21 protein-coding genes are annotated in these 18,182 nt (G+C 64.3%); 13 read left to right on the top strand and 8 right to left on the bottom strand.

Going from position 1 to position 18,182, the window contains the following annotated elements:
* Positions 1–11 precede the first annotated feature (11 nt).
* Positions 12–1,055 carry a hypothetical protein gene (locus J7I84_RS13770; protein ID WP_311381143.1) on the bottom strand — a complete coding sequence of 348 codons (1,044 nt, stop codon included), beginning with the start codon at positions 1,053–1,055 and terminating at the stop codon, positions 12–14.
* A 372-nt stretch (positions 1,056–1,427) separates the two neighbouring features.
* Positions 1,428–2,225: a family 16 glycosylhydrolase gene (locus J7I84_RS13765; protein ID WP_214945117.1), complete on the bottom strand. Its 798-nt coding sequence runs from the start codon at positions 2,223–2,225 to the stop codon at positions 1,428–1,430.
* A 285-nt stretch (positions 2,226–2,510) separates the two neighbouring features.
* Here J7I84_RS13765 and rpsF point away from each other — a divergent pair, with 285 nt between their 5' ends.
* The 7 genes from rpsF (at position 2,511) to J7I84_RS13730 (ending at position 8,437) form a co-directional block, all read left to right on the top strand.
* Positions 2,511–2,816 (top strand): 30S ribosomal protein S6, encoded by a 306-nt coding sequence (rpsF, locus tag J7I84_RS13760; RefSeq protein WP_013602900.1) that lies wholly within the window; start codon positions 2,511–2,513, stop codon positions 2,814–2,816.
* Positions 2,817–2,889: 73 nt separating this feature from the next.
* The gene (locus J7I84_RS13755; protein WP_141158852.1) at positions 2,890–3,465 is read left to right on the top strand and encodes a single-stranded DNA-binding protein; all 576 of its coding nucleotides are present in this window, start codon (positions 2,890–2,892) and stop codon (positions 3,463–3,465) included.
* 125 nt (positions 3,466–3,590) lie between these two features.
* Positions 3,591–3,830 carry a 30S ribosomal protein S18 gene (gene rpsR / locus J7I84_RS13750; RefSeq protein ID WP_003800144.1) on the top strand — a complete coding sequence of 80 codons (240 nt, stop codon included), beginning with the start codon at positions 3,591–3,593 and terminating at the stop codon, positions 3,828–3,830.
* A gap of 17 nt (positions 3,831–3,847) precedes the next feature.
* Positions 3,848–4,300 carry a 50S ribosomal protein L9 gene (rplI, locus tag J7I84_RS13745; RefSeq protein ID WP_214945116.1) on the top strand — a complete coding sequence of 151 codons (453 nt, stop codon included), beginning with the start codon at positions 3,848–3,850 and terminating at the stop codon, positions 4,298–4,300.
* 81 nt (positions 4,301–4,381) lie between these two features.
* Entirely contained in the window at positions 4,382–5,230 is an 849-nt protein-coding gene (locus tag J7I84_RS13740; RefSeq protein WP_214945115.1) for a PhzF family phenazine biosynthesis protein, read from the top strand.
* 107 nt (positions 5,231–5,337) lie between these two features.
* A complete protein-coding gene (locus tag J7I84_RS13735) occupies positions 5,338–5,964 on the top strand; it encodes an FMN reductase (RefSeq protein ID WP_214945114.1) in 627 nt (208 codons plus the stop codon).
* Between the two features lie 364 nt (positions 5,965–6,328).
* Positions 6,329–8,437 carry an Ig-like domain-containing protein gene (locus tag J7I84_RS13730; protein WP_251046599.1) on the top strand — a complete coding sequence of 703 codons (2,109 nt, stop codon included), beginning with the start codon at positions 6,329–6,331 and terminating at the stop codon, positions 8,435–8,437.
* Between the two features lie 72 nt (positions 8,438–8,509).
* Here J7I84_RS13730 and J7I84_RS13725 read toward each other — a convergent pair whose 3' ends face one another.
* Both J7I84_RS13725 and J7I84_RS13720 read right to left on the bottom strand, forming a co-directional pair.
* Complete coding sequence (locus tag J7I84_RS13725) at positions 8,510–9,076, bottom strand: hypothetical protein (RefSeq protein ID WP_214945207.1); 567 nt, start codon at positions 9,074–9,076, stop codon at positions 8,510–8,512.
* A 14-nt stretch (positions 9,077–9,090) separates the two neighbouring features.
* Positions 9,091–9,396 carry a hypothetical protein gene (locus J7I84_RS13720; RefSeq protein ID WP_214945113.1) on the bottom strand — a complete coding sequence of 102 codons (306 nt, stop codon included), beginning with the start codon at positions 9,394–9,396 and terminating at the stop codon, positions 9,091–9,093.
* A gap of 640 nt (positions 9,397–10,036) precedes the next feature.
* Between J7I84_RS13720 and dnaB the strand changes: the two genes are divergently transcribed.
* Positions 10,037–11,419: a replicative DNA helicase gene (gene dnaB, locus J7I84_RS13715; RefSeq protein WP_214945112.1), complete on the top strand. Its 1,383-nt coding sequence runs from the start codon at positions 10,037–10,039 to the stop codon at positions 11,417–11,419.
* On the opposite strand, the gene J7I84_RS13710 is transcribed toward dnaB, so the two are convergent.
* The gene (locus J7I84_RS13710; RefSeq protein ID WP_214945111.1) at positions 11,416–12,432 is read right to left on the bottom strand and encodes an acyl-CoA thioesterase; all 1,017 of its coding nucleotides are present in this window, start codon (positions 12,430–12,432) and stop codon (positions 11,416–11,418) included. The two genes, dnaB and J7I84_RS13710, sit on opposite strands and share 4 nt — an antisense overlap.
* Before the next feature lie 130 nt (positions 12,433–12,562).
* Complete coding sequence (locus J7I84_RS13705) at positions 12,563–13,000, bottom strand: DoxX family protein (RefSeq protein WP_214945110.1); 438 nt, start codon at positions 12,998–13,000, stop codon at positions 12,563–12,565.
* Positions 13,001–13,110: 110 nt separating this feature from the next.
* Between J7I84_RS13705 and J7I84_RS13700 the strand changes: the two genes are divergently transcribed.
* The 3 genes from J7I84_RS13700 to J7I84_RS13690 all read left to right on the top strand — a co-directional run bounded on the left by J7I84_RS13700 (position 13,111) and on the right by J7I84_RS13690 (position 15,602).
* A complete protein-coding gene (locus tag J7I84_RS13700) occupies positions 13,111–14,463 on the top strand; it encodes an MATE family efflux transporter (RefSeq protein ID WP_214945109.1) in 1,353 nt (450 codons plus the stop codon).
* 70 nt (positions 14,464–14,533) lie between these two features.
* A complete protein-coding gene (locus tag J7I84_RS13695) occupies positions 14,534–15,124 on the top strand; it encodes a hypothetical protein (RefSeq protein ID WP_214945108.1) in 591 nt (196 codons plus the stop codon).
* A gap of 100 nt (positions 15,125–15,224) precedes the next feature.
* Positions 15,225–15,602, top strand: coding sequence for a hypothetical protein (locus J7I84_RS13690; protein ID WP_214945107.1), 378 nt, complete (start codon positions 15,225–15,227; stop codon positions 15,600–15,602).
* A 39-nt stretch (positions 15,603–15,641) separates the two neighbouring features.
* Here J7I84_RS13690 and J7I84_RS13685 read toward each other — a convergent pair whose 3' ends face one another.
* A complete protein-coding gene (locus J7I84_RS13685; RefSeq protein WP_214945106.1) occupies positions 15,642–16,187 on the bottom strand; it encodes a CGNR zinc finger domain-containing protein in 546 nt (181 codons plus the stop codon).
* 71 nt (positions 16,188–16,258) lie between these two features.
* Here J7I84_RS13685 and J7I84_RS13680 point away from each other — a divergent pair, with 71 nt between their 5' ends.
* Entirely contained in the window at positions 16,259–17,296 is a 1,038-nt protein-coding gene (locus J7I84_RS13680) for a DMT family transporter (protein WP_214945105.1), read from the top strand.
* Positions 17,297–17,425: 129 nt separating this feature from the next.
* On the opposite strand, the gene J7I84_RS13675 is transcribed toward J7I84_RS13680, so the two are convergent.
* A complete protein-coding gene (locus J7I84_RS13675; protein ID WP_110545130.1) occupies positions 17,426–17,689 on the bottom strand; it encodes a WXG100 family type VII secretion target in 264 nt (87 codons plus the stop codon).
* Between the two features lie 209 nt (positions 17,690–17,898).
* Between J7I84_RS13675 and J7I84_RS13670 the strand changes: the two genes are divergently transcribed.
* Positions 17,899–18,171: a DUF2277 domain-containing protein gene (locus J7I84_RS13670; protein WP_214945104.1), complete on the top strand. Its 273-nt coding sequence runs from the start codon at positions 17,899–17,901 to the stop codon at positions 18,169–18,171.
* Positions 18,172–18,182: the final 11 nt, after the last annotated feature.

Raw genomic sequence — 18,182 nt, 5'->3', positions numbered from 1 at the left:
TCTTACCCCCTTCAGACCTGCTCATCGAGGACTGAAGGCAACAGCTCCTCAAGATGCCGGACTATGTCGTCCGACGCCTGGTCCGCCGAGTAGGCCGCGGGCACCTGCAACAGGTGGCAGGGCCGCCCGTCCAGAGCCTTGTTCAGCACGAGCCCCTTGGCCGCGAAGTGCTCGCGCCACGGGAGGACGGACGTGGCCGCCAGGCCCGTCACGACCTGCTGCGAGAATCCGGCCATCTCGATGTGGAAGTTTCCGATCATCCGGTCCACCATCCAATCGCTCGTCCGCTCGAGAACCCTGGACCGTGCGCCGTCGTAGCGTTCGATATAGATTGCAGCGGCGAGCGGGGCCTTGGTGGTTACTTCCCGCCCCGGGAACGCGGCCGCGGGGGTGACCATGCGGTGCTCCGGTGACCAGCGACGGGAGAAGTCTGCCAGGCGCGGATAGCGGATAACGAATGGGTGCACCACTGTGGTCAGCCGGCCGACGCTTCCGGAAAACCTTGAGGGGACGAGGGGTTTCCTGGCACCTTCAAACAAGTGCGGGTAGATGGCCCGGTGATGAGGCTTGATGAACATCGGTTTCGCGTAGCCGAGCAACGTGGCGTCCTCAGCGAGGAATGCCCAGTCGTCTCCCATGAACGACCACCCCTCGCGCCGCATCAACTTTGCGGCGGTGCTCGTCTTACCGGTTCCTCCGGCGGCAGGAAGAGCGATCGCGTGGCCCCGATATGCCATCGTTGCTGCGTGGATCATTGCTGCTCCCCGAGCGACCATAGCGGCATCAAGAACAGGCACAACGGTGGTGAGCAGCTCGCCCGGTCCGTGGATGCGCCAGTGGTCTGCATCCCTTACCACCTGGACCCGGTCGGCCTGGAAACGCACGCTGTTGTCCGTGTACGACAGTTCGTGCTCAACATGACCCGCATTCGGCATGGATTCCGGTTTGTCGTCGACGACGATTTCGGCCTGCTGTTCAGTATCAGAGGCAAAACATGCCAGCATGCTCTGAAGCTGCCTCGCGGCCGGGGCCTTCGCGTCGACATTGATCGTCACGCGGCCGTGTATGTCGAAGTGCAATGCCTTCGTTCGCCTGGTGCTCATGGTCCTCCCCTGTCTGATTGGTGTCAGCCGCGATGTCTCTACCTGGGCTACAAGTCCGCAGGTGCCCCCTATGCGGACTCGAAAACCCCGGCGTGTGACTCCGCCAGCAGAATCGAGCGTAGGGTAGGGCCGCTAGGTAAACACCGGTAGTAGGTACTCGCTTTTGCACCGGGTCCTACGTGGGGAAATTCGTAGTTACGCGGGAGATAGGGGTGGAGGGACAGCTCTCAGAGCGGTGTTAGGTGCATTGGGGGTTTTCCCCAGCCACGCGTGGGGTATAGGGGGTACCTACGCCGATTGACGCTCCAACCTGGGGGACGGCGGCTAGGGAGGAGTAGAACCACTTGCTGCATAGACGCGAACCCAGTCGACCCGCATCTCGCCAGGCCCGTTAGCGGTCTTGTCTGGAAACCAGTCCAATTGCAGGGTCTGGTGCATCGAACCAGGAGGCTGGTGCGTGGGATCGTCGTCCTCAAACCACTTCACCCCATCGACGTAACCGACTATGGCACCGGGAGACCAGTCAACGGCGTAGTTGTGGAATTGAGTAAGGTCCAGGGCCCTGGACACGGACGTCTTGGAGTTCGAACATCCGAAGTGGTGGAAGAAATTGATGAGGCCCCAGTCACCGCTGGTCTCCATGTAGTCAACCTCGCCGTCACACGGCCAGTTTCCAGTGTCGGGCCACAGAATCGACACCATGTGGTATTCGTCGTCACCGGAACCCGCTGCCCGGACTTCCCAGCGGCCGTATTTCTGGAGGCCAAACTTGGCGCTCATCCCGGCTGAAGTCCCTTTCGGTGTTCCAGTTATGACCAATTTGGAGCCATCGACCCTGGCCTGCCGTGGGCTGCGGATGCCATTCCCTGCATGCCCCGGACTGTCGTACACGGTCCACTTCGTGGCGTCCGGCTCGCCCGTGTAGTCGAACTCGTCGCCGGCGATCGGGGTACCCCAGTCCAACATCGCGGCCGCCGAGTCTGCGACTGGCGTAACCGCCGGCACGGCTGATGCCGGACCGGAGCCCAGGGCCGCCCCGGTAGCTGCCGGTTGCGCAGGAGGGGAGGAGCAGCCGGACAAGAACATTGCCGCCACGGAGACGGCGATCAACTGTCGACGCATATGTCAGATGATAGGGCCCCTGCCGGGCGGTGCCTATGGGAGTTGCTTCCAGTTTGCCGACGCCGGGTTTTCCACATAGCCTCCGGGCACTGCTTCCTCCTGCGGCCATGGCACTTAGCCTTGGGTCAGGCGCGAATCGCCTATCGGGTCCAAATGCACTAAGATGTTGAAGTCTGTGCTGCGTCCTGCCTCCGTTCCGGTGGCCAGGCATTGCACGGAATCGCAAATGAACCTCCTGTTACGGAAATGCCGTAACCGCTTAGCCCAAAGGAGGTGGGTTCACATATGCGTCCTTACGAATTGATGGTAATCATCGACCCCGAGGTCGAAGAGCGTACCGTTGAGCCGTCGCTTCAGAAGTTCCTGAACGTCATCACCAACGATGGTGGAACCATCGAAAAGGTTGACATCTGGGGCCGTCGCCGTCTGGCTTACGAAATCAAGAAGAAGTCCGAAGGTATCTACGCCGTGGTGAACTTCACCGCCAAGCCGGAAACCGCCAAGGAACTTGACCGCCAGCTGTCTCTTAACGAGACCATCATGCGCACCAAGATCACCCGCCCCGAAGAGCAGAAGGTTGTTGCTGAGTAGTTCAGCACCAGTCTTCATTCTTTACCCCGCAGGAAACGCACTCTTCACCCAGGATCGAACAAGGAGGCAGTAGATGGCAGGCGAGACCACCATTACGGTCATCGGTAATCTCACCAATGACCCGGAATTGCGGTTCACACCGTCAGGTTCGGCAGTAGCGAACTTCACCATCGCTTCCACCCCCCGCACCTTTGATCGCCAGTCCAACGAGTGGAAGGACGGGGAAACCCTGTTCCTCCGCGCCGCTGTCTGGCGTGAAGCGGCCGAGAACGTAGCCGAATCCCTGACCAAGGGCATGCGCGTCATCGTTACCGGCCGCCTGAAGAGCCGCTCCTACGAAACAAAAGAAGGCGAAAAGCGCACCGTTATCGAGCTTGAGGTCGACGAAATCGGCCCCAGCCTGCGCTACGCCAATGCCAAGGTCAACCGCACCCAGCGCTCCGGCGGACAGGGTGGCGGCGGCTTCGGTGGCGGCAACAGCGGCGGTGGCTTCGGAGGCGGCAACTCTGGTGGAAACCAGGGCGGCAACTCCGGTGGCGGCTGGGGCGGCGGCAACCAGCAGGCTGCACAGGACGATCCCTGGGCTACGCCCGGTGTGTCCAATGCAGGCGGCTGGGGCAACGGCCCCGATTCTGAACCTCCCTTCTAAAACCCAAACAACGGCCCGGCGCCGGGGCTGTCCGGGTGCGCCACGCACCCTGGGCACTGCCGCCGTCGGACCACCACCATCCCGTGGATCAATATCCACGGGCTCCATAGAATAGGAGCTCCACGATGGCTAAGGCTGAACTCCGTAAGCCCAAACCAAAGTCCAACCCCTTGAAGGCCGCTGACATCACTGTCATCGACTACAAGGACGTAGCATTGCTGCGCAAGTTCATCTCCGACCGCGGCAAGATCCGCGCCCGTCGCGTCACTGGCGTCACGGTGCAGGAACAGCGCAAAATCGCCCAGGCAATCAAGAACGCCCGCGAAGTTGCCCTGCTGCCTTACTCCGGCGCTGGCCGCGGCTAAGGAAGGGATTAACTAACATGGCAAAGCTCATTCTGACCCACGAAGTCACTGGTCTCGGTGCTGCCGGCGATGTTGTCGAGGTCAAGGACGGTTACGCACGTAACTACCTGTTGCCCCGCAACTTCGCCCTGACCTGGTCGAAGGGTGGCGAGAAGCAGGTTGAGTCCATCAAGGCTGCCCGCGCTGCCCGCGAGCACGCTTCCCTGGAAGATGCTCAGAAGCAGGCCGCTGCACTGTCCGCCAAGCCGGTCAAGCTGGTCGTCAAGGCCGGCGAGTCCGGCCGCCTGTTCGGCACCGTCAAGCAGGGCGACGTCGCCGACGCTGTTGAGGCCGCTGGCCTTGGCACGATCGACAAGCGCAAGGTTGAACTGCCCGCCCACATCAAGTCGGTTGGTTCCTACCAGGCCAACGTCCGCCTCCACGCTGACGTTGCCGCTGTGATCGAACTGGACGTGGTGGCAGGAAAGTAATTTCCCCACTCCACGCCAAGACCCCCGCTGCCGGATTCCGGCGGCGGGGGTCTTTCGTTTTGGCGGTGGTAGCCTGCTGCGGTGAATCCGAACCCACGCAGCCGCCCCTTCCATCAAGTAGACGTTTTCTCCAGTCAGGCCTATCGCGGCAATCCGCTCGCCGTCGTGCTTGACGCCCAGGATCTGGACGCGGCAACCATGCAGGGATTCGCCAACTGGACCAACCTCTCGGAGACCACCTTTCTCCTGCCTCCGCAGGATCCCAGGGCTGACTACAGGGTCCGGATATTTACCGGCACCGAGGAGTTCCCGTTTGCCGGTCACCCGACCCTGGGCTCCGCCCACACATGGCTGGAGGGCGGGGGAGTGCCGAAGTCCGGCGGCTACTTGGTGCAGGAGTGCGCCGCGGGTCTGGTCCGGATAAAGCGCGACGGCGGGAGGCTGGCCTTTGCCGCACCGCCCCTGACCCGCTTCGAAGCGGTGGAAGAACCTGTGCGCCGGCAACTGGCCGTCGCTCTTCGCGTGCCTGAGGAGGACATCCTGGACTCATCCTGGCTGGTGAACGGTCCCGAATGGATCGCTGTCCTGCTGGAATCCGCCGGGCAGGTGCTGGCCCTGGAGCCGGACCAGGCGGCCTTGGGCAACCTGAAAATCGGGGTCATTGGCCCGCACGCTCCCGGTGCCGCCACCGACTTTGAGGTCCGTACGTTCCTGCCGGGCGATGCAATGGCGGAAGATCCCGTAACCGGCAGCTTCAACGCCGGTGCTGCCGAGTGGCTGATTCGAACCGGCCGGGCGCCGGAGAAGTATGTGGCCTCGCAGGGGACTGTCCTGGGCCGCGCCGGCCGCATCCACATTGATACCGAAGAGGGGGAGATTTGGGTGGGCGGCGAGTCCACCACCTGCATCCGGGGAACCGTCCTGCTCTAATCCCGGCCCGCCAGCGCTCGGCCGGGAATACTCCGCTCCCGGCAAGAGTTCATGGGTATAGATGCAAATGCATATATGATGGATTGACCGAGCACCAGGAGATTGCCATGGAAACCCGCCGCATCACCGTCCTTTCCGCAGGACTTGGCGTACCCTCATCGAGCCGGTTGCTGGCCGATCAGCTGTCAGTCGCCGCCACGCGGCAGCTTGCGGCGGCCGGTTACGAGGCGGCGGTGGACGTCGTCGAGCTCCGCGACCTGGCAGTGGACATCGCCAACAACTTTGTCACCGGTTACGCTTCGCCGCGGCTGGCGGACGCTATCGCCGGGGTGGAGGCATCGGAGGGGATTATTGCCGTGACTCCGGTCTTCAGCGCCTCCTACAGCGGCCTCTTCAAGTCCTTCATCGATGTCCTTGATCCCAAGTCGATGGACGGCAAGGCAGTCCTGCTGGGGGCAACCGGCGGAACGGACAGGCACCAGATGGTCCTGGACTACGCATTGCGGCCACTGTTCAGCTACCTTCGGACGCGCATGGCTGCGACCGGCGTCTTCGCGGGCCCGCAGGACTGGGGAACCGGCGATGAGGGCGGGGCGTCCCTCGCGGACCGGATCGAGCGCGCTGCCGGCGAATTCACCCGCCTGCTGGAGGGCCCACAGCCGGGCCGGAAGTCCGCTCCGCTGCAATCCCTCCCATTCGAGGAGCTGCTCGCCGGCATTGCCGGCAATGTCTGACCCTCTGCAGCATAGGGTTTTGGTCCCGTGCAGTAGGGAAACGGCGTCCTACCCAGCCGGGTGCATTGCCCCGCTGGGTAGGGCGCGGGGCTCTTTTGGGGGGTTAGGGAGTGGGGGTTCTCAGGGTTAGGGGGCGCACCGGGGGTTGTTTTTGCTACCCCCACCGCGAACACTGAACAACCTGGGGGTTGGCTGAGAGTATTCAACCCGGGGAGTGACGTTTATGGACCATCCACTACATAATTCTGGCGAGTTTGAGCGGGTCCCCAGGGCGTTCGGGCCCTTTAGCAGGCCCTGGGTTCCAGGTCCGGACGGCCGCGGCCGTCGACTGTTTGGAACGCGGAAACTGGGGTTCCGGGCGCTGTTGACTGCGCTGCTCCTCGTGCTCGGAAGCGGCCTGGTGGTGCCGATTACCGCCTCGGCGGCTACTGGTGATGTTGGCGTTGAGGGCCCGTCGCACTCGGGGACCGGGACGCCGACGGGAACCAAACGGCAAACTAATTCTCTGTGGTTCAACGACGGGATCTGGTGGGGGAACCTCTGGGATGCCAGCAGTTCCAGTTTCCGCATTTTCCGGTTTAATGCTGCGACAAGTTCGTGGACGAGCACCGGTGTCGTGACGGAGTCGCGGGCGAATACGCATCACGATGTCTTGTGGGACGGGAAGACGTTGTATGTAGCGAGCTTCCGCTTTGTCAACGACGGCTTGCCCGCCGAGCCCAACTTCCCCACGACGATGCGGCGATTCAGCTACAACACAAGTACCAAGACGTACTCGACTCTGGGAACCACGCAAATCAATAACCAAAAGGTCGAGACCATGTCAATTGACAAGGACTCGACCGGCCGAGTGTGGGCCACATGGCAGCAGGGAAACCAGATTTATCTGAATGTCACTTCCACGGATGGCGCTACGTGGGGAACACCATTTCCACATCCTGCATCCCTGAGCCACGTCTCCGTGGACGATAACTCGGCTGTGATTGCGTTCAGCGGGAATAAGGTCGGGGTGATGTGGAGCCGGCAGGTCGGTGACACCACCGACGGCATGTATTGGAGTTACCACGTTGACGGAGCCTCGAACACTTCCTGGACCACCCCTGTGGCGGCAGTCAAGGGGCAGCGCAGCGGCGACGACCACATGAACCTGAAGTGGCTGGACGCTTCGACAGATCGAGTCTTTGCTGCAATCAAGACCTCGTACACGTCAGCGTCCCAGCCACTGATCCAACTGCTCGCCTTGGATACCTCGACGGCTGCGTGGTCTGCACATACGATCGCAACTGTGGCGGAATGCCCCAACCGTGTGATCGTCCTGATTGACGAAAGCACCCAGAAGCTCCGGACCTTTGCCACCTATCCGAAACCGAGTGGAACGACGAACGCCGGTGTCTGCACGAGCACGGGTGGTGCGATTTATGAAAAGTCGACGCCGCTGGACACGATCAGCTTCACCACCACCAAGACGCCCCGCATCGTGGACGCTGACCAGTATGTCCACAACGTAACGTCAACAAGGCAAAACCTGAACAGCTCCGCGCGCGGCACAGCCAACAGCGGCCTGCTGGTACTTGCCGACGTGAATGCCACGAACCGGTACTGGCACTTCTACGACCCCAGCGCCGGTAGTGGTGGTGGCACTGCTGACACGACAGCCCCGACCGTGACGGGTACATCACCGGCTGCCGGTGCCACCGGCGTGGCGGTCGCGGCGAACGTGTCGGGGACGTTCTCGGAGGCTATGGACGCGTCGACGATCACGTCCTCCACCGTCACCCTGCAGACGGGAACGACGGCGGTACCAGCGGCTGTGACGTATGACAGCACGAACAAAGTAGCCACATTGAACCCGGGCGTGGACTTGGCGGCAGGTACGACGTACACCGCCACGATCAAGGGCGGCAGTGGCGGAGTAAAGGATGCCGCCGGCAATGCCCTGGCAGCGGACCGGACGTGGACCTTTACGACGGCTGCGGCCTCTGGAGGAGGCACGCCACAGACCGTAACCCTCACTGCCACGGCCGACACCTATGTGTCGAGCGGGGCAACGGGAACGAACTATGGAACGAGCACCATGCTGGGTGTTGACAACAGCCCGGTGGAGATCGCCTACCTGAAGTTTGATCTTTCGCCGTACGCCGGCAAGACGATCCAGAGCGCCACGTTGCAGCTGCGCAGCGCCGGGAGCGGGTCAACCGGCAAGCAGAACGTCAAGCTGGTAACGGACGACAGCTGGACCGAGGGCGGGGTCACATATAACAGTCGTCCGGCGCTCGGCACCACCATCGGAACGCTTGGTCCAACGACGACCAACACCAACTACAGTATTCCGCTCACAACCGCGGCCTTGGCCGGCGAGTTGGGGACTCAGCTCTCTCTAGGAATGGACACCAGCAGCAGTGATGGCCTGGATCTCAACTCTAAGGAGGCGGGCAGCACCGTAGCGCCCAAGTTGGTCCTTACCCTGGGCTAGCGCCAAAGCGCCAAGGGAGTGAAGGTTGGGGCCCCGTCCAGAAGGACGGGGCCCCAACCTTGCAGGGTCCAGCTAGTCGTCCAGCAGCGCGATAAATTCCCGTGCCTGCTTCAGGGAGATATCGGAGTGCCGCGTCAGGGCAGTGGCAGCGGCCTCTGTATCGCCGCTGCGGGCCAGCGTACGGATCCTGCCGTAGATCTCATCATTGAGCATGTTGCTGCTTACCTCCCGGGTTACGTCTCCCTTGCTGGCGATCGCCCGGTAGCGGTACGGGAACCGCTGTGGCTCCTCGTCGTCCTCCTCGACGACCTGTGCCGGCTCCGGCATCAGGTAGGGCTGGGGGTGGGCCGCCAGGGCGCCTACGGCGTCGCGCGAGGCCCGCAGGCCCTCACCGGTGACCTCGTAGTAGAGCTTGATGGCGGCCATGGCCTGGCCCTGTGCGATCAAGGCATAGATCCGCCGGTGCTGGTCTTCCGACAACCGGCCCGCCGCGGCCCGGGCCAGCTCCTGGGGTGTGGCGGCGGGATGGGACTGCGCCCCGCCGCGCGCGGCTTTGCGCCTGCGCGTGGCACGGTACGCCACCATGACCCCCGCAATTACCGCGAGCAGGATAAGGACCGGGACCACAAGGGATTCCATTTTCACGAGCCGTTCTATTTACTTTCTGGCCGTCGCCAGGTGCGGTTGCCTTGTTGGTTCCCCGCCCGGATATATTCCTGCTGCTGGTTGTGCTGCTGGGCGTTTTGGCTGGGGTGCGTGGCTGCCGCAAGGCGGGCGCGGGCGGCGGTGGCTGCCTGAATCTGGGCTGCATAGTGGCGGGCAGACCGTTCGGCAAGCTCGCGCTGGTATTTCTCGGCCTCCGACGTCCCACTGTCACGCGGCCGCAGCGCGGTGGCGACGCCCCACATGAGCGCCACCAAAATTATCGCCGGCAACAGCACCAGCAGGAGATCGCCCATACGTAGAGCCTAATCCAGGTTGGGTTTATCCACAGCAATATTCACCGCTCCGCATACAGGGCTGGACGGCGGGCGGTCAAACTACCGACTCGGAATGTAAGGAGCGCCACGACCCTGCGTGGGAGCACTTTGCGGGGCTCTCCCGCGCTCCCCGCACTGCCGATCGCCTGCCGTACCTGTGGATGAAATTCCGTAGAAGAAATATTTACTCCACATGCTGGTCCCTGCGTTTTCGCAGGTCAGGCCGAAAACGGGGAACAAAAAAACTTTGTATCCACAGGCTTCCCCACAGGCTGTGCACAAGCTATGCCTTGTACTGCACAGGTTATCCACAGCGCGCACGGCTTGCTGGCTTTGCGGGTGGCGCCACGGCGGCTAGCGTAGCGGGGTACCTGTTCTCCGCAGCTGAAACGGGGCCAGTTGTTTCGGTTTTGGCCCACCTGGCACCGGCTAAAAAGCCCTTCTGTGGAAAAGCTGTGGATATTGGGGATAACCCGGGATCGGAGCTGGTTTCCGGACCCCCGGCACGTAATTGTCGGGGCCCCCGGGTAGACCTGGAGGCGGCGGATCCGGTTATCGGAGGCCGTGAACAGGATGGATCACCGGGCGGCAGGCCCGGTACAAATGGAGGACGGCAGCTTTGTCAATCGCACATCTGGATCCGGTCGAGGCTACCCGTGGATCGGACGCGAGCCGAAAGCCACCCCAGGACATCCCTGCCGAACAGTCGGTCCTGGGCGGCATGATGCTGTCCAAGGACGCCATCGCAGATGTTGTTGAGATCCTCCGCGGGCAGGATTTCTACCGCCCGGCGCACGAGACGATCTATGAGGCGATCATCGACCTCTATGGCCGCGGGGAGCCCGCGGACGCCGTTACGGTCTCCGATGAGCTGACCAAGCGGGCCGAGATCAACAGGATCGGCGGCCCGGCTTACCTGCACGAACTGATCCAGACCGTGCCCACTGCGGCGAATGCGGGCTATTACGCCGAGATCGTGGCCGAGCGGGCAGTGCTTCGCCGCCTGGTGAACGCCGGCACCAAGATCGTGCAACTGGGTTACGGCTCCGACGGCGAGGTTGAAGACCTGGTCAACCAGGCCCAGGCCGAGGTCTACGCCGTTGCCGAGCGCCGCACCGCCGAGGATTACGTGGTGCTGAAGGACGTCATGGAGTCCACGGTGGACGAAATCGAGGCGTCGGGCCACCGCGGGGAGGGCATGACCGGTGTGCCCACCGGCTTCTATGAACTCGACGAGCTGACCCACGGGCTCCACCCCGGCCAGATGATCGTCATCGCAGCGCGTCCCGCCGTCGGTAAGTCGACCTTCGCCCTTGACTTCGCCCGGTCCGCGGCGATCAAGAACAACCTCGCCACGGTGATGTTCTCCCTGGAAATGGGCCGGAACGAGATCGCCATGCGTCTTTTGTCCGCCGAAGCCACCATCGGCCTCCAGGATCTCCGTAAGGGGACGATCAAGGATGAACAGTGGTCCAAGATCGCCACCACCATGGGCCGGATGAACGATGCCCCGCTGTTCATTGACGACAGCCCCAACATGTCCCTGATGGAAATCCGGGCCAAGTGCCGCCGCCTGAAGCAGCAGCATGACCTTAAGCTGGTCATCCTCGACTACCTGCAGCTCATGAGCTCGGGCAAGAAGGTGGAGTCCCGCCAGCAGGAAGTTTCCGAGTTTTCCCGTGCGCTGAAGCTCCTCGCCAAGGAACTCCAGGTCCCTGTCATTGCGCTGTCCCAGCTGAACCGTGGATCGGAACAGCGCCAGGACAAGCGCCCCATGGTGTCGGACCTCCGTGAGTCCGGTTCCATCGAGCAGGACGCCGACATGGTCATACTGCTCCACCGTGAAGACGTTTATGACAAGGAGTCACCCCGCGCCGGTGAAGCGGACATCCTGGTGGCCAAGCACCGTAACGGCCCCACCAAAGACATTGTGGTGGCGTTCCAGGGTCACTACTCCCGCTTTGCCAACATGGCGGGCGACGCCGGCGGTGGCGGTTTCTAGGCGCCCTCGCTGCCGGAGCGGGATGCGCCGCCGCCGGCAGGTGTCCCGGCGGCGAGCAGATGGTTCGGCAGGCGGTTCCCGGGGGCCGTGCCCCTGATCTCCAGGAGTTCCCGGGCGTGGGCGTGGAGCCGCTTGTCTTCCTCGCTGACCGGAACCCAGGCCGGCACGGGCACTGAGTTGCCCTCGTCGTCGCGCGCCACCATCACCGTGAGGCAGTACGTGGTCAGGTTCAGCTCCCGGCCCTTGGGGTCGCCGGAACGGACGTGGACGGCGATGTGCATCCCCTTGGTCCCGGTGTACACCAGCCGTGCCTCCACCTCCACCACATGGCCGATCAGCAGGGGCCTGTAGAAGCGCACGCCGCCGGAGAAGACCGCGACGGTATCCCTGCCGCAGTAGCGGGATGCGCACACATAGGCGGCCTCGTCGATCCACTTCAGGACGATGCCGCCATGGACCTTGCCGCCCCAGTTCACGTCGGTGGGAGCGGCCATGAACCGCAGCGTGACGCGTTCGGCCGTACCCGCGTCGGTATATTCCTGCCGGTTCATAGCTTCCACGATCTGCTCCCGGACCTTGATCCTGGCCAGTGCGTGGTCCCGCTGCTCAATCTCGGCAGGGGTGGCCGGTTCAAACTGCTGCACAGGGGTGGGCGTGCCGTCTGCACCGACCGCCACGAAAATCACCATGCACTGGCTGCGCATCGTGGCAGGGCCGCCCTTTGGATCGCCGGAAGAAACCACGGTGTGGATGTGCATGGAGGACCGGCCGGTGTAAACGATGGTGGCCTCCACCTCCACCATGTCTCCGCTGTTGACCGGATCGGCGAAGTGGATGTTTCCCACATATGCGGTCACGCAGTAGGACTTCGCCCAACCTACCGCGGCGGCGTAGGCGGCCTTGTCCACCCACTCGAGCACCGTGCCGGCGTCCACCGAGCCGCTGTGCCCCACGTCGGTGGGCGCGGCGAGGAAGCGGAGTGTTACGGAGTTGGGCCGGCCGTTCTCAGTCATGGTGCGATCCTACTGGCGGCCCCGGTTACCGGCCGGTTGGAGCTGCAACAAAGGGAAGCACCACTTAAAAGTCCGACGGCGGCCGGCCACTTTGTGTGGACAGCCGCCGTCGGACGCTTTGAAGGTGTTGCTACGCCAGTGCGGCCAGCCGGGACCCCGGACGGCGGCCGAAGAGGGCGCGGTCCAGGGAAAGCCTCCCGGCTCCCGTGAGGGCCAGTGCGAAGGATGCTGCGGCCAGCAGCAAAACGAGTTCGTAGCCTCCGTTAGCCGCAAAGATTCCGGCGGGAGCGTGCACCAGGAAGAGGGCGCCCAGCATATCCAGGACAAGGAGTGCGGACACTACCCCGGTGAGGATCCCCAGGACCAGTGCAACGCCGCCTGCGAGTTCCAGGACGGCGATGGCGGGGGCCATGACGTCCGCGGCCGGGACGCCCATCTTTGCGAAGGAGGCCTGGGTGCCGGCGATGGTCCATTCATTGAACTTCTGCCACCCATGGGCTGCGAAGAGGAAGCCAAGGACGATGCGGAGGGCGGCAAGGGCGGTAGTGGTCAGTGCTGACTTGTTCATGGATTCCACTGTCCGGGAACGATGGTTGAAATGTCAACTAATTTGGCCCGGGTGTGGGCTTTGTCATGCCCGGCGCCTCCCGGCCGGCGGCCGCGGTTAAGCTTGGCACCGTGCGCCAACAACCTGCCCTTGCCGCCGGAGCCGGCGTCCGCGGGCCTTCCCGCGAAATTCTCCGCCTCGCCATCCCTGCCTTCGGAGCGCTGGTGGCTGAACCCCTCTTCCTGCTGGCTGATTCCGCCATCGTGGGGCATCTCGGTGTCGCCCAGCTCGCCGGGGTGGGGCTGGCATCCGCCGTGCTGCAGACCGCCGTCGGACTTATGGTCTTCCTGGCATACTCCACCACTCCCGCCGTGGCCCGCGCCATCGGTGACGGACAGCTGGGCAAGGCCCTGGCTGCAGGGCGCGACGGCGTGTGGCTGGCAACGCTGCTCGGCGTCCTCCTCGCGGTGGCCGGGTATGCCGCGGCCGAACCGCTCCTCGACCTGCTGGGCGCCGATGGAAGTGTCCGGATGTTTGCGGTGGACTATTTCCGCTGGTCCCTGCCGGGCCTGGTGGCAATGCTGCTGATCTTCGCCGGCACGGGCGTGCTGCGCGGGCTGCAGGACACCCGGACCCCGCTGGTGGTGGCGACGGCCGGGTTCGGTGCCAACATCCTGCTGAACCTGTGGCTTGTCTACGGCCTGGGTTGGTCGGTGGCCGGATCTGCGATCGGCACCAGCCTGGCCCAGTGGGCCATGGCTGCGGTCTATCTGGTGATGGTCCGGCGGAACGCGGTACGGCACGGCGTCAGCCTACTGCCCAGCTGGCGGGGCATCCGCAGCATGACGCGCGTTGGATCCTGGCTCATGCTGCGCACGCTTAGCCTGCGTGCGGCAATCCTGGCCACGGTGCTGGTGGTGACGGCCCAGGGTGAGGTCAACCTCGCCGCCCAGCAGCTGGCCATGACCATCTTTTCCTTCCTGGCGTTTGCCTTGGATGCCCTGGCCATCGCGGCGCAGGCGCTCATCGGAAAGGAGCTGGGTGCTTCGAATGCCGGCAAGGCCCGGCTTCTGACCGGCACCATGATCAGGTGGGGCGCCGGGTTCGGCGTGGTGACCGGCCTGCTGCTGGCCGCGGTGGCCCCTTGGGTGGGGGCCCTGTTCACCCCGGATCACCAGGTGCAGTCAGTACTCACCATTGCCCTTTGGGTCCTGGCTGCCGGGCAGCCCATCGCCGGTTACGTCTTTGTCCTGGACGGAGTACTGATTGGTGCCGGTGACGCCCGCTACCTCGCCCTCGCCGGGCTGGTGAACATCGCCGTCTACGTGCCGCTGCTGGCTGGAGTTGCATTCTCCGGCGCCACCGGCGCCGAGGGGCTCGGGTGGCTCTGGGTGGCCTTCGGGCTGGGGTACATGGCGGCACGCGCCGTAACCCTTGGCCTGCGTGCCCGCTCTGACCGGTGGATGGTGCTGGGCTCCGCCTGAGAAGCCCGGCCCGGAGGCCGTACAAAGCGGCCCGGTTCGACCTTCCGGCAGCCGCCACTAAACTGGACCGGTGACGCAACCAACCACCCCCGCCGGTGCTGCTCCGGAAACCACCCCCCGCAATGACCTCTGGAAGCCGGTCCTGCTGCGCTCCGCTGCTGCGCTGGGGTTTGGCGCGGTGACGGTCTTCTGGACGTCGCCTTCCGTGGAGGTCCTGGGCTGGGCCGGGGGCCTCTACCTCCTTGCCACCGGTGTGGTGTCACTCCGGGCCATCCCGGCCACGGGAGTCGCCCAAAAATCGGTGCCGGGGAAAATGCTGTCCTTTGCGGGCGCGTCGGCGGCCGGCGCAGGAGTGGTGGTGATCCTGCTGCACAGTGACCTGTTGTTCGGGGTGATCGCAGCCCTGGGGCTGGGCGTGGCCGGTGTCCTCGAGCTTGCCTGCGGCCTGCAGAACAGGGGCCGCCATGTCCTGGCCCGTGACTGGATAGCGTCCGGGGTCATCGGGATTGGAACAGCGGTGCTGCTGCCGTTCTTCAGCAGCCTTGGTGCCCATGCCCTGCTGGGCGTGGCCGGTGGAGGGGCCATCATTTCCGGTGTCCTGTGGGTGCTGTCCGGCTTGACGCTGCGGCATGATGCCCGTGCCGGCGCCGGAAAGCCGTAAACTAGGAGGAGCGCCCTTCTACTTTCTGTAGAAAATCCGGTGCGACACCGTCATTCGTAAAACCAGGCCGGCCGTGCGCCGCCTGCAGGGAGGAACCACTGTGGCTGACCAGCATCAAGGAAAACCGCGCAGGCTGCGGACCTCGGTGAAGGGGCCGCTGATGTTTTCGGCATTCTGGGCCGTCGTAGCCTTCGTGGCAGTGCTCATTTTCGCCTCCGGGGGAAGTGCCCGGACACCCCGCTTCGACCTCGCCTTCACCGCGGCCGGCATCGCCTTCATTGCCACCCTGGTGATCGCCGCCATGCTGTCGATGAGCTACAAGGAGAACGCCGAACACCTGGGCAAGGGGTCGGGCGTGAACCTGAGTTCCGCGCCCAAAGCATCACCGCATGCAGGGTCCGGCCACGGCTTCGGTGCCCCCGGGAGCCAGGAACCGCCGGCATCCGGCGACGGCACCGACGGCACACCCCAACGCTAGGGGTAAAACCGCGCCGGCAGGGCGATTCCCCGGCCGGGCCTAATTCGTGGCTGCCTGCCTGGCCCGGTACGCGGCAACATGGGCCCGGTTGGCACAATTGCCGGTGTCGCAATACCGCTTGGACCGGTTGCGGCTCAGGTCCAGCACGGCGGCATCACAGTCCTCTGATTCGCACATTCGGAGCCGTTCCATCTCCTTGCTGCGGATCACGTCGGCCAGGGCCATGGCAGCCTCGCTACTCATCCGGTCCGCCAGGGGAGCCTCCCGTGCCGTTGCATGAAGATGCCAGTCCCAGCCGTCGTGCTTCATCAGCTGCGGCAGGGCGTTCGCATCCCGCAGCAGCCGGTTGACGGTGTCAACGGCGGTGCCCTCATCGGCCGTCCACACAGCTGCCAGTTCACGGCGCAGCTGCAGAACGCTTTCCAATTCCGCGGCATCCCGGCTCCGGCTCCCGGAAAACCCCTCAGCGGCCAGGAAGGCGTCCAGGTCCGCAACGGAGGCCAGCCCTTCCCTTCCATTCGCGGACGTATTGATGAGATTCACCACCGTACGCAGCGCCACCTCGGTGTCAGGGGCAAAAACCATGTTGACTCCTTACAGCACCCGGGCGTAGTGTCATGAGCATTACCCCACTTTACTCCTGACAGGAGGCGACGGTGCCTGCCGCCAACCACACCCCCACAGAACTGCCCACCGGGCGGCGCGGCTTCCTGGCGTCCGGCGTCGGGATCGCACTGTTCTCTTCCGCCGTCTTCGGCCTGTCCGGTTCCTTCGCCAAATCTTTGCTGGAAACCGGCTGGTCCCCCGGGGCCGCCGTAACGGCCCGCCTGACGGGCGCCGCCCTGATCCTTGCCGTGCCGGCTGTGTACGCGCTCAAAGGCCGCTGGCACCAGTTGAGGGACAACTGGCTCACCATCGTTCTGTTCGGGCTCATCGGGGTGGCGGCGTGCCAGTTGTTCTACTTCAACGCGGTGGCCCGGCTTTCCGTGGGAGTGGCCCTCCTGCTCGAGTACCTGGCCCCGGTGATCATTGTCCTGTGGCTCTGGGCTGCCAGCCGCCGGCGCCCCCGGCTGCTGACCTTCGGCGGCACGCTGCTGTCCCTGGCCGGGCTGGTGCTGGTCCTTGACATCACGGGAGCGGTGAAGGTGGACCTGGTGGGGGTCCTCTGGGGCATGGCGGCCGCGGTCTGCCTGGCCATCTATTTCTTCATCACGGCCAAGGAAAACGACACCCTGCCGCCCATCGTGCTTGCCTCAGGCGGACTCATGACGGGCGCGGCGGTGATGTGGCTTGCTGCCGCCACCGGCCTGCTGCCCATGACTTTCAGTACGGCTGACACCACGCTTGGCCCTTGGACTGCTCCATGGTGGGTGTCCCTTGCGGGGCTGGTGGTACTGGCCACCGTCCTGGCATACGTCTCGGGCATCATGGCGGCCCGGGCCCTCGGTTCCAAGGTGGCATCCTTTGTGTCACTGACGGAGGTCCTGTTCGCGGTGCTGTGGGCGTGGCTTCTGCTCGGGGAACTTCCCGGAGCCATTCAGCTCCTGGGCGGTGTGCTGATTGTGGGCGGGGTCATCCTGGTCCGGCTGGATGAGTTGCGCGATGCTGCCACCGCTGCGCCCCCGGCCGGAAAGGGCGCCGCGGTTCCGGCGTCGCCCCTGGAGCACGCGAACGACGTCGAGCCCGTCCCCTAAAGCGGCCCCGCTGGGGCGTCCCCGCAGCCTTGTCCCGCCGGCGCTGCACAGCCGGGCGCCGCCGTCGGACGCCAATAAAAAGGGCAGGGACACCAGTTGGTGTCCCTGCCCCCGCCAGCGGCGGTAAGCCTAGTGGGAGGCCTGGCTCTGCTCCTCAGCGTTGCGCTTGGCCTGCGAGCCGGCTTCCTTCAGTGCCTCGGCAACCTTGGTGAGCATCGCGGTGTGGGTGCCGGACCACTCGTTGCGGAACTTGGTGGCGTCCGGGCCTTCCCAGTTGGTGCTGCTCAGAACCTTGGTGAGAGTGGACTTCTGCGTCTCGATCTCGGACGCCCCTGCCTGAAGCTTGCTGCCGAGCTGGCGAAGCTGCTCAACGTCTGCACCCCAAATAGCCATCAGTTTCTCCTTGTTACGTGGTGGATCCGAACCAGCTCGGCATCCCCAGTGGCCCCCCGGCTCATCCGGAAGATCCATTGCCTAAAACCTATCCCGGCCCCCAAACAGTGTCGATGGGCAGCCCTGCCCATGCCGGGCTCCCCATGCGTGCCGGGCGGAGACCCAAAAAGGGGTCGATCCCAGGCGTTGGAAGAGCCTAGCATGGCGTTATGTGCCGGAATATCCGAACCCTTCACAACTTCGAGCCGCATGCCACCTCCCAGGAGGTGCACGCGGCCGCGCTGCAGTATGTCCGCAAGATCAGCGGCAGCACCAAACCGTCCAAGGCCAACCAGGAGGCCTTTGACGATGCGGTCCATGAGATCGCGCACATCACTCAGCACCTGCTGGATTCGCTGGTGACGCAGGCGCCGCCCAAGGACCGCGAGGAAGAGGCGGCCAAGGCCCGGGCGCGGGCCGCAGTGCGGTACGGCGCGGCTTGACCGGTGCCTGC

It is taken from the genome of Arthrobacter sp. ISL-85 (assembly GCF_018613675.1).
Taxonomy (GTDB): Bacteria; Actinomycetota; Actinomycetes; order Actinomycetales; family Micrococcaceae; genus Arthrobacter.
The sequence above is the reverse complement of the archived record's forward strand: the minus strand, read 5'-3'. Positions and strand labels throughout refer to the sequence as shown.

Excerpts from the sequence above, each read along its gene's own strand:
- J7I84_RS13675 (WP_110545130.1), bottom strand. The coding sequence starts at position 17,689 with ATGGCTATTTGGGGTGCAGACGTTGAGCAGCTTCGCCAGCTCGGCAGC.
- rplI (WP_214945116.1), top strand. The coding sequence starts at position 3,848 with ATGGCAAAGCTCATTCTGACCCACGAAGTCACTGGTCTCGGTGCTGCC.
- J7I84_RS13765 (WP_214945117.1), bottom strand. The coding sequence starts at position 2,225 with ATGCGTCGACAGTTGATCGCCGTCTCCGTGGCGGCAATGTTCTTGTCC.
- J7I84_RS13670 (WP_214945104.1), top strand. The coding sequence starts at position 17,899 with ATGTGCCGGAATATCCGAACCCTTCACAACTTCGAGCCGCATGCCACC.
- rpsR (WP_003800144.1), top strand. The coding sequence starts at position 3,591 with ATGGCTAAGGCTGAACTCCGTAAGCCCAAACCAAAGTCCAACCCCTTG.
- J7I84_RS13685 (WP_214945106.1), bottom strand. The coding sequence starts at position 16,187 with ATGGTTTTTGCCCCTGACACCGAGGTGGCGCTGCGTACGGTGGTGAAT.
- J7I84_RS13705 (WP_214945110.1), bottom strand. The coding sequence starts at position 13,000 with ATGAACAAGTCAGCACTGACCACTACCGCCCTTGCCGCCCTCCGCATC.
- J7I84_RS13725 (WP_214945207.1), bottom strand. The coding sequence starts at position 9,076 with ATGGAATCCCTTGTGGTCCCGGTCCTTATCCTGCTCGCGGTAATTGCG.
- J7I84_RS13720 (WP_214945113.1), bottom strand. The coding sequence starts at position 9,396 with ATGGGCGATCTCCTGCTGGTGCTGTTGCCGGCGATAATTTTGGTGGCG.
- rpsF (WP_013602900.1), top strand. The coding sequence starts at position 2,511 with ATGCGTCCTTACGAATTGATGGTAATCATCGACCCCGAGGTCGAAGAG.
- J7I84_RS13710 (WP_214945111.1), bottom strand. The coding sequence starts at position 12,432 with ATGACTGAGAACGGCCGGCCCAACTCCGTAACACTCCGCTTCCTCGCC.
- J7I84_RS13755 (WP_141158852.1), top strand. The coding sequence starts at position 2,890 with ATGGCAGGCGAGACCACCATTACGGTCATCGGTAATCTCACCAATGAC.
- J7I84_RS13735 (WP_214945114.1), top strand. The coding sequence starts at position 5,338 with ATGGAAACCCGCCGCATCACCGTCCTTTCCGCAGGACTTGGCGTACCC.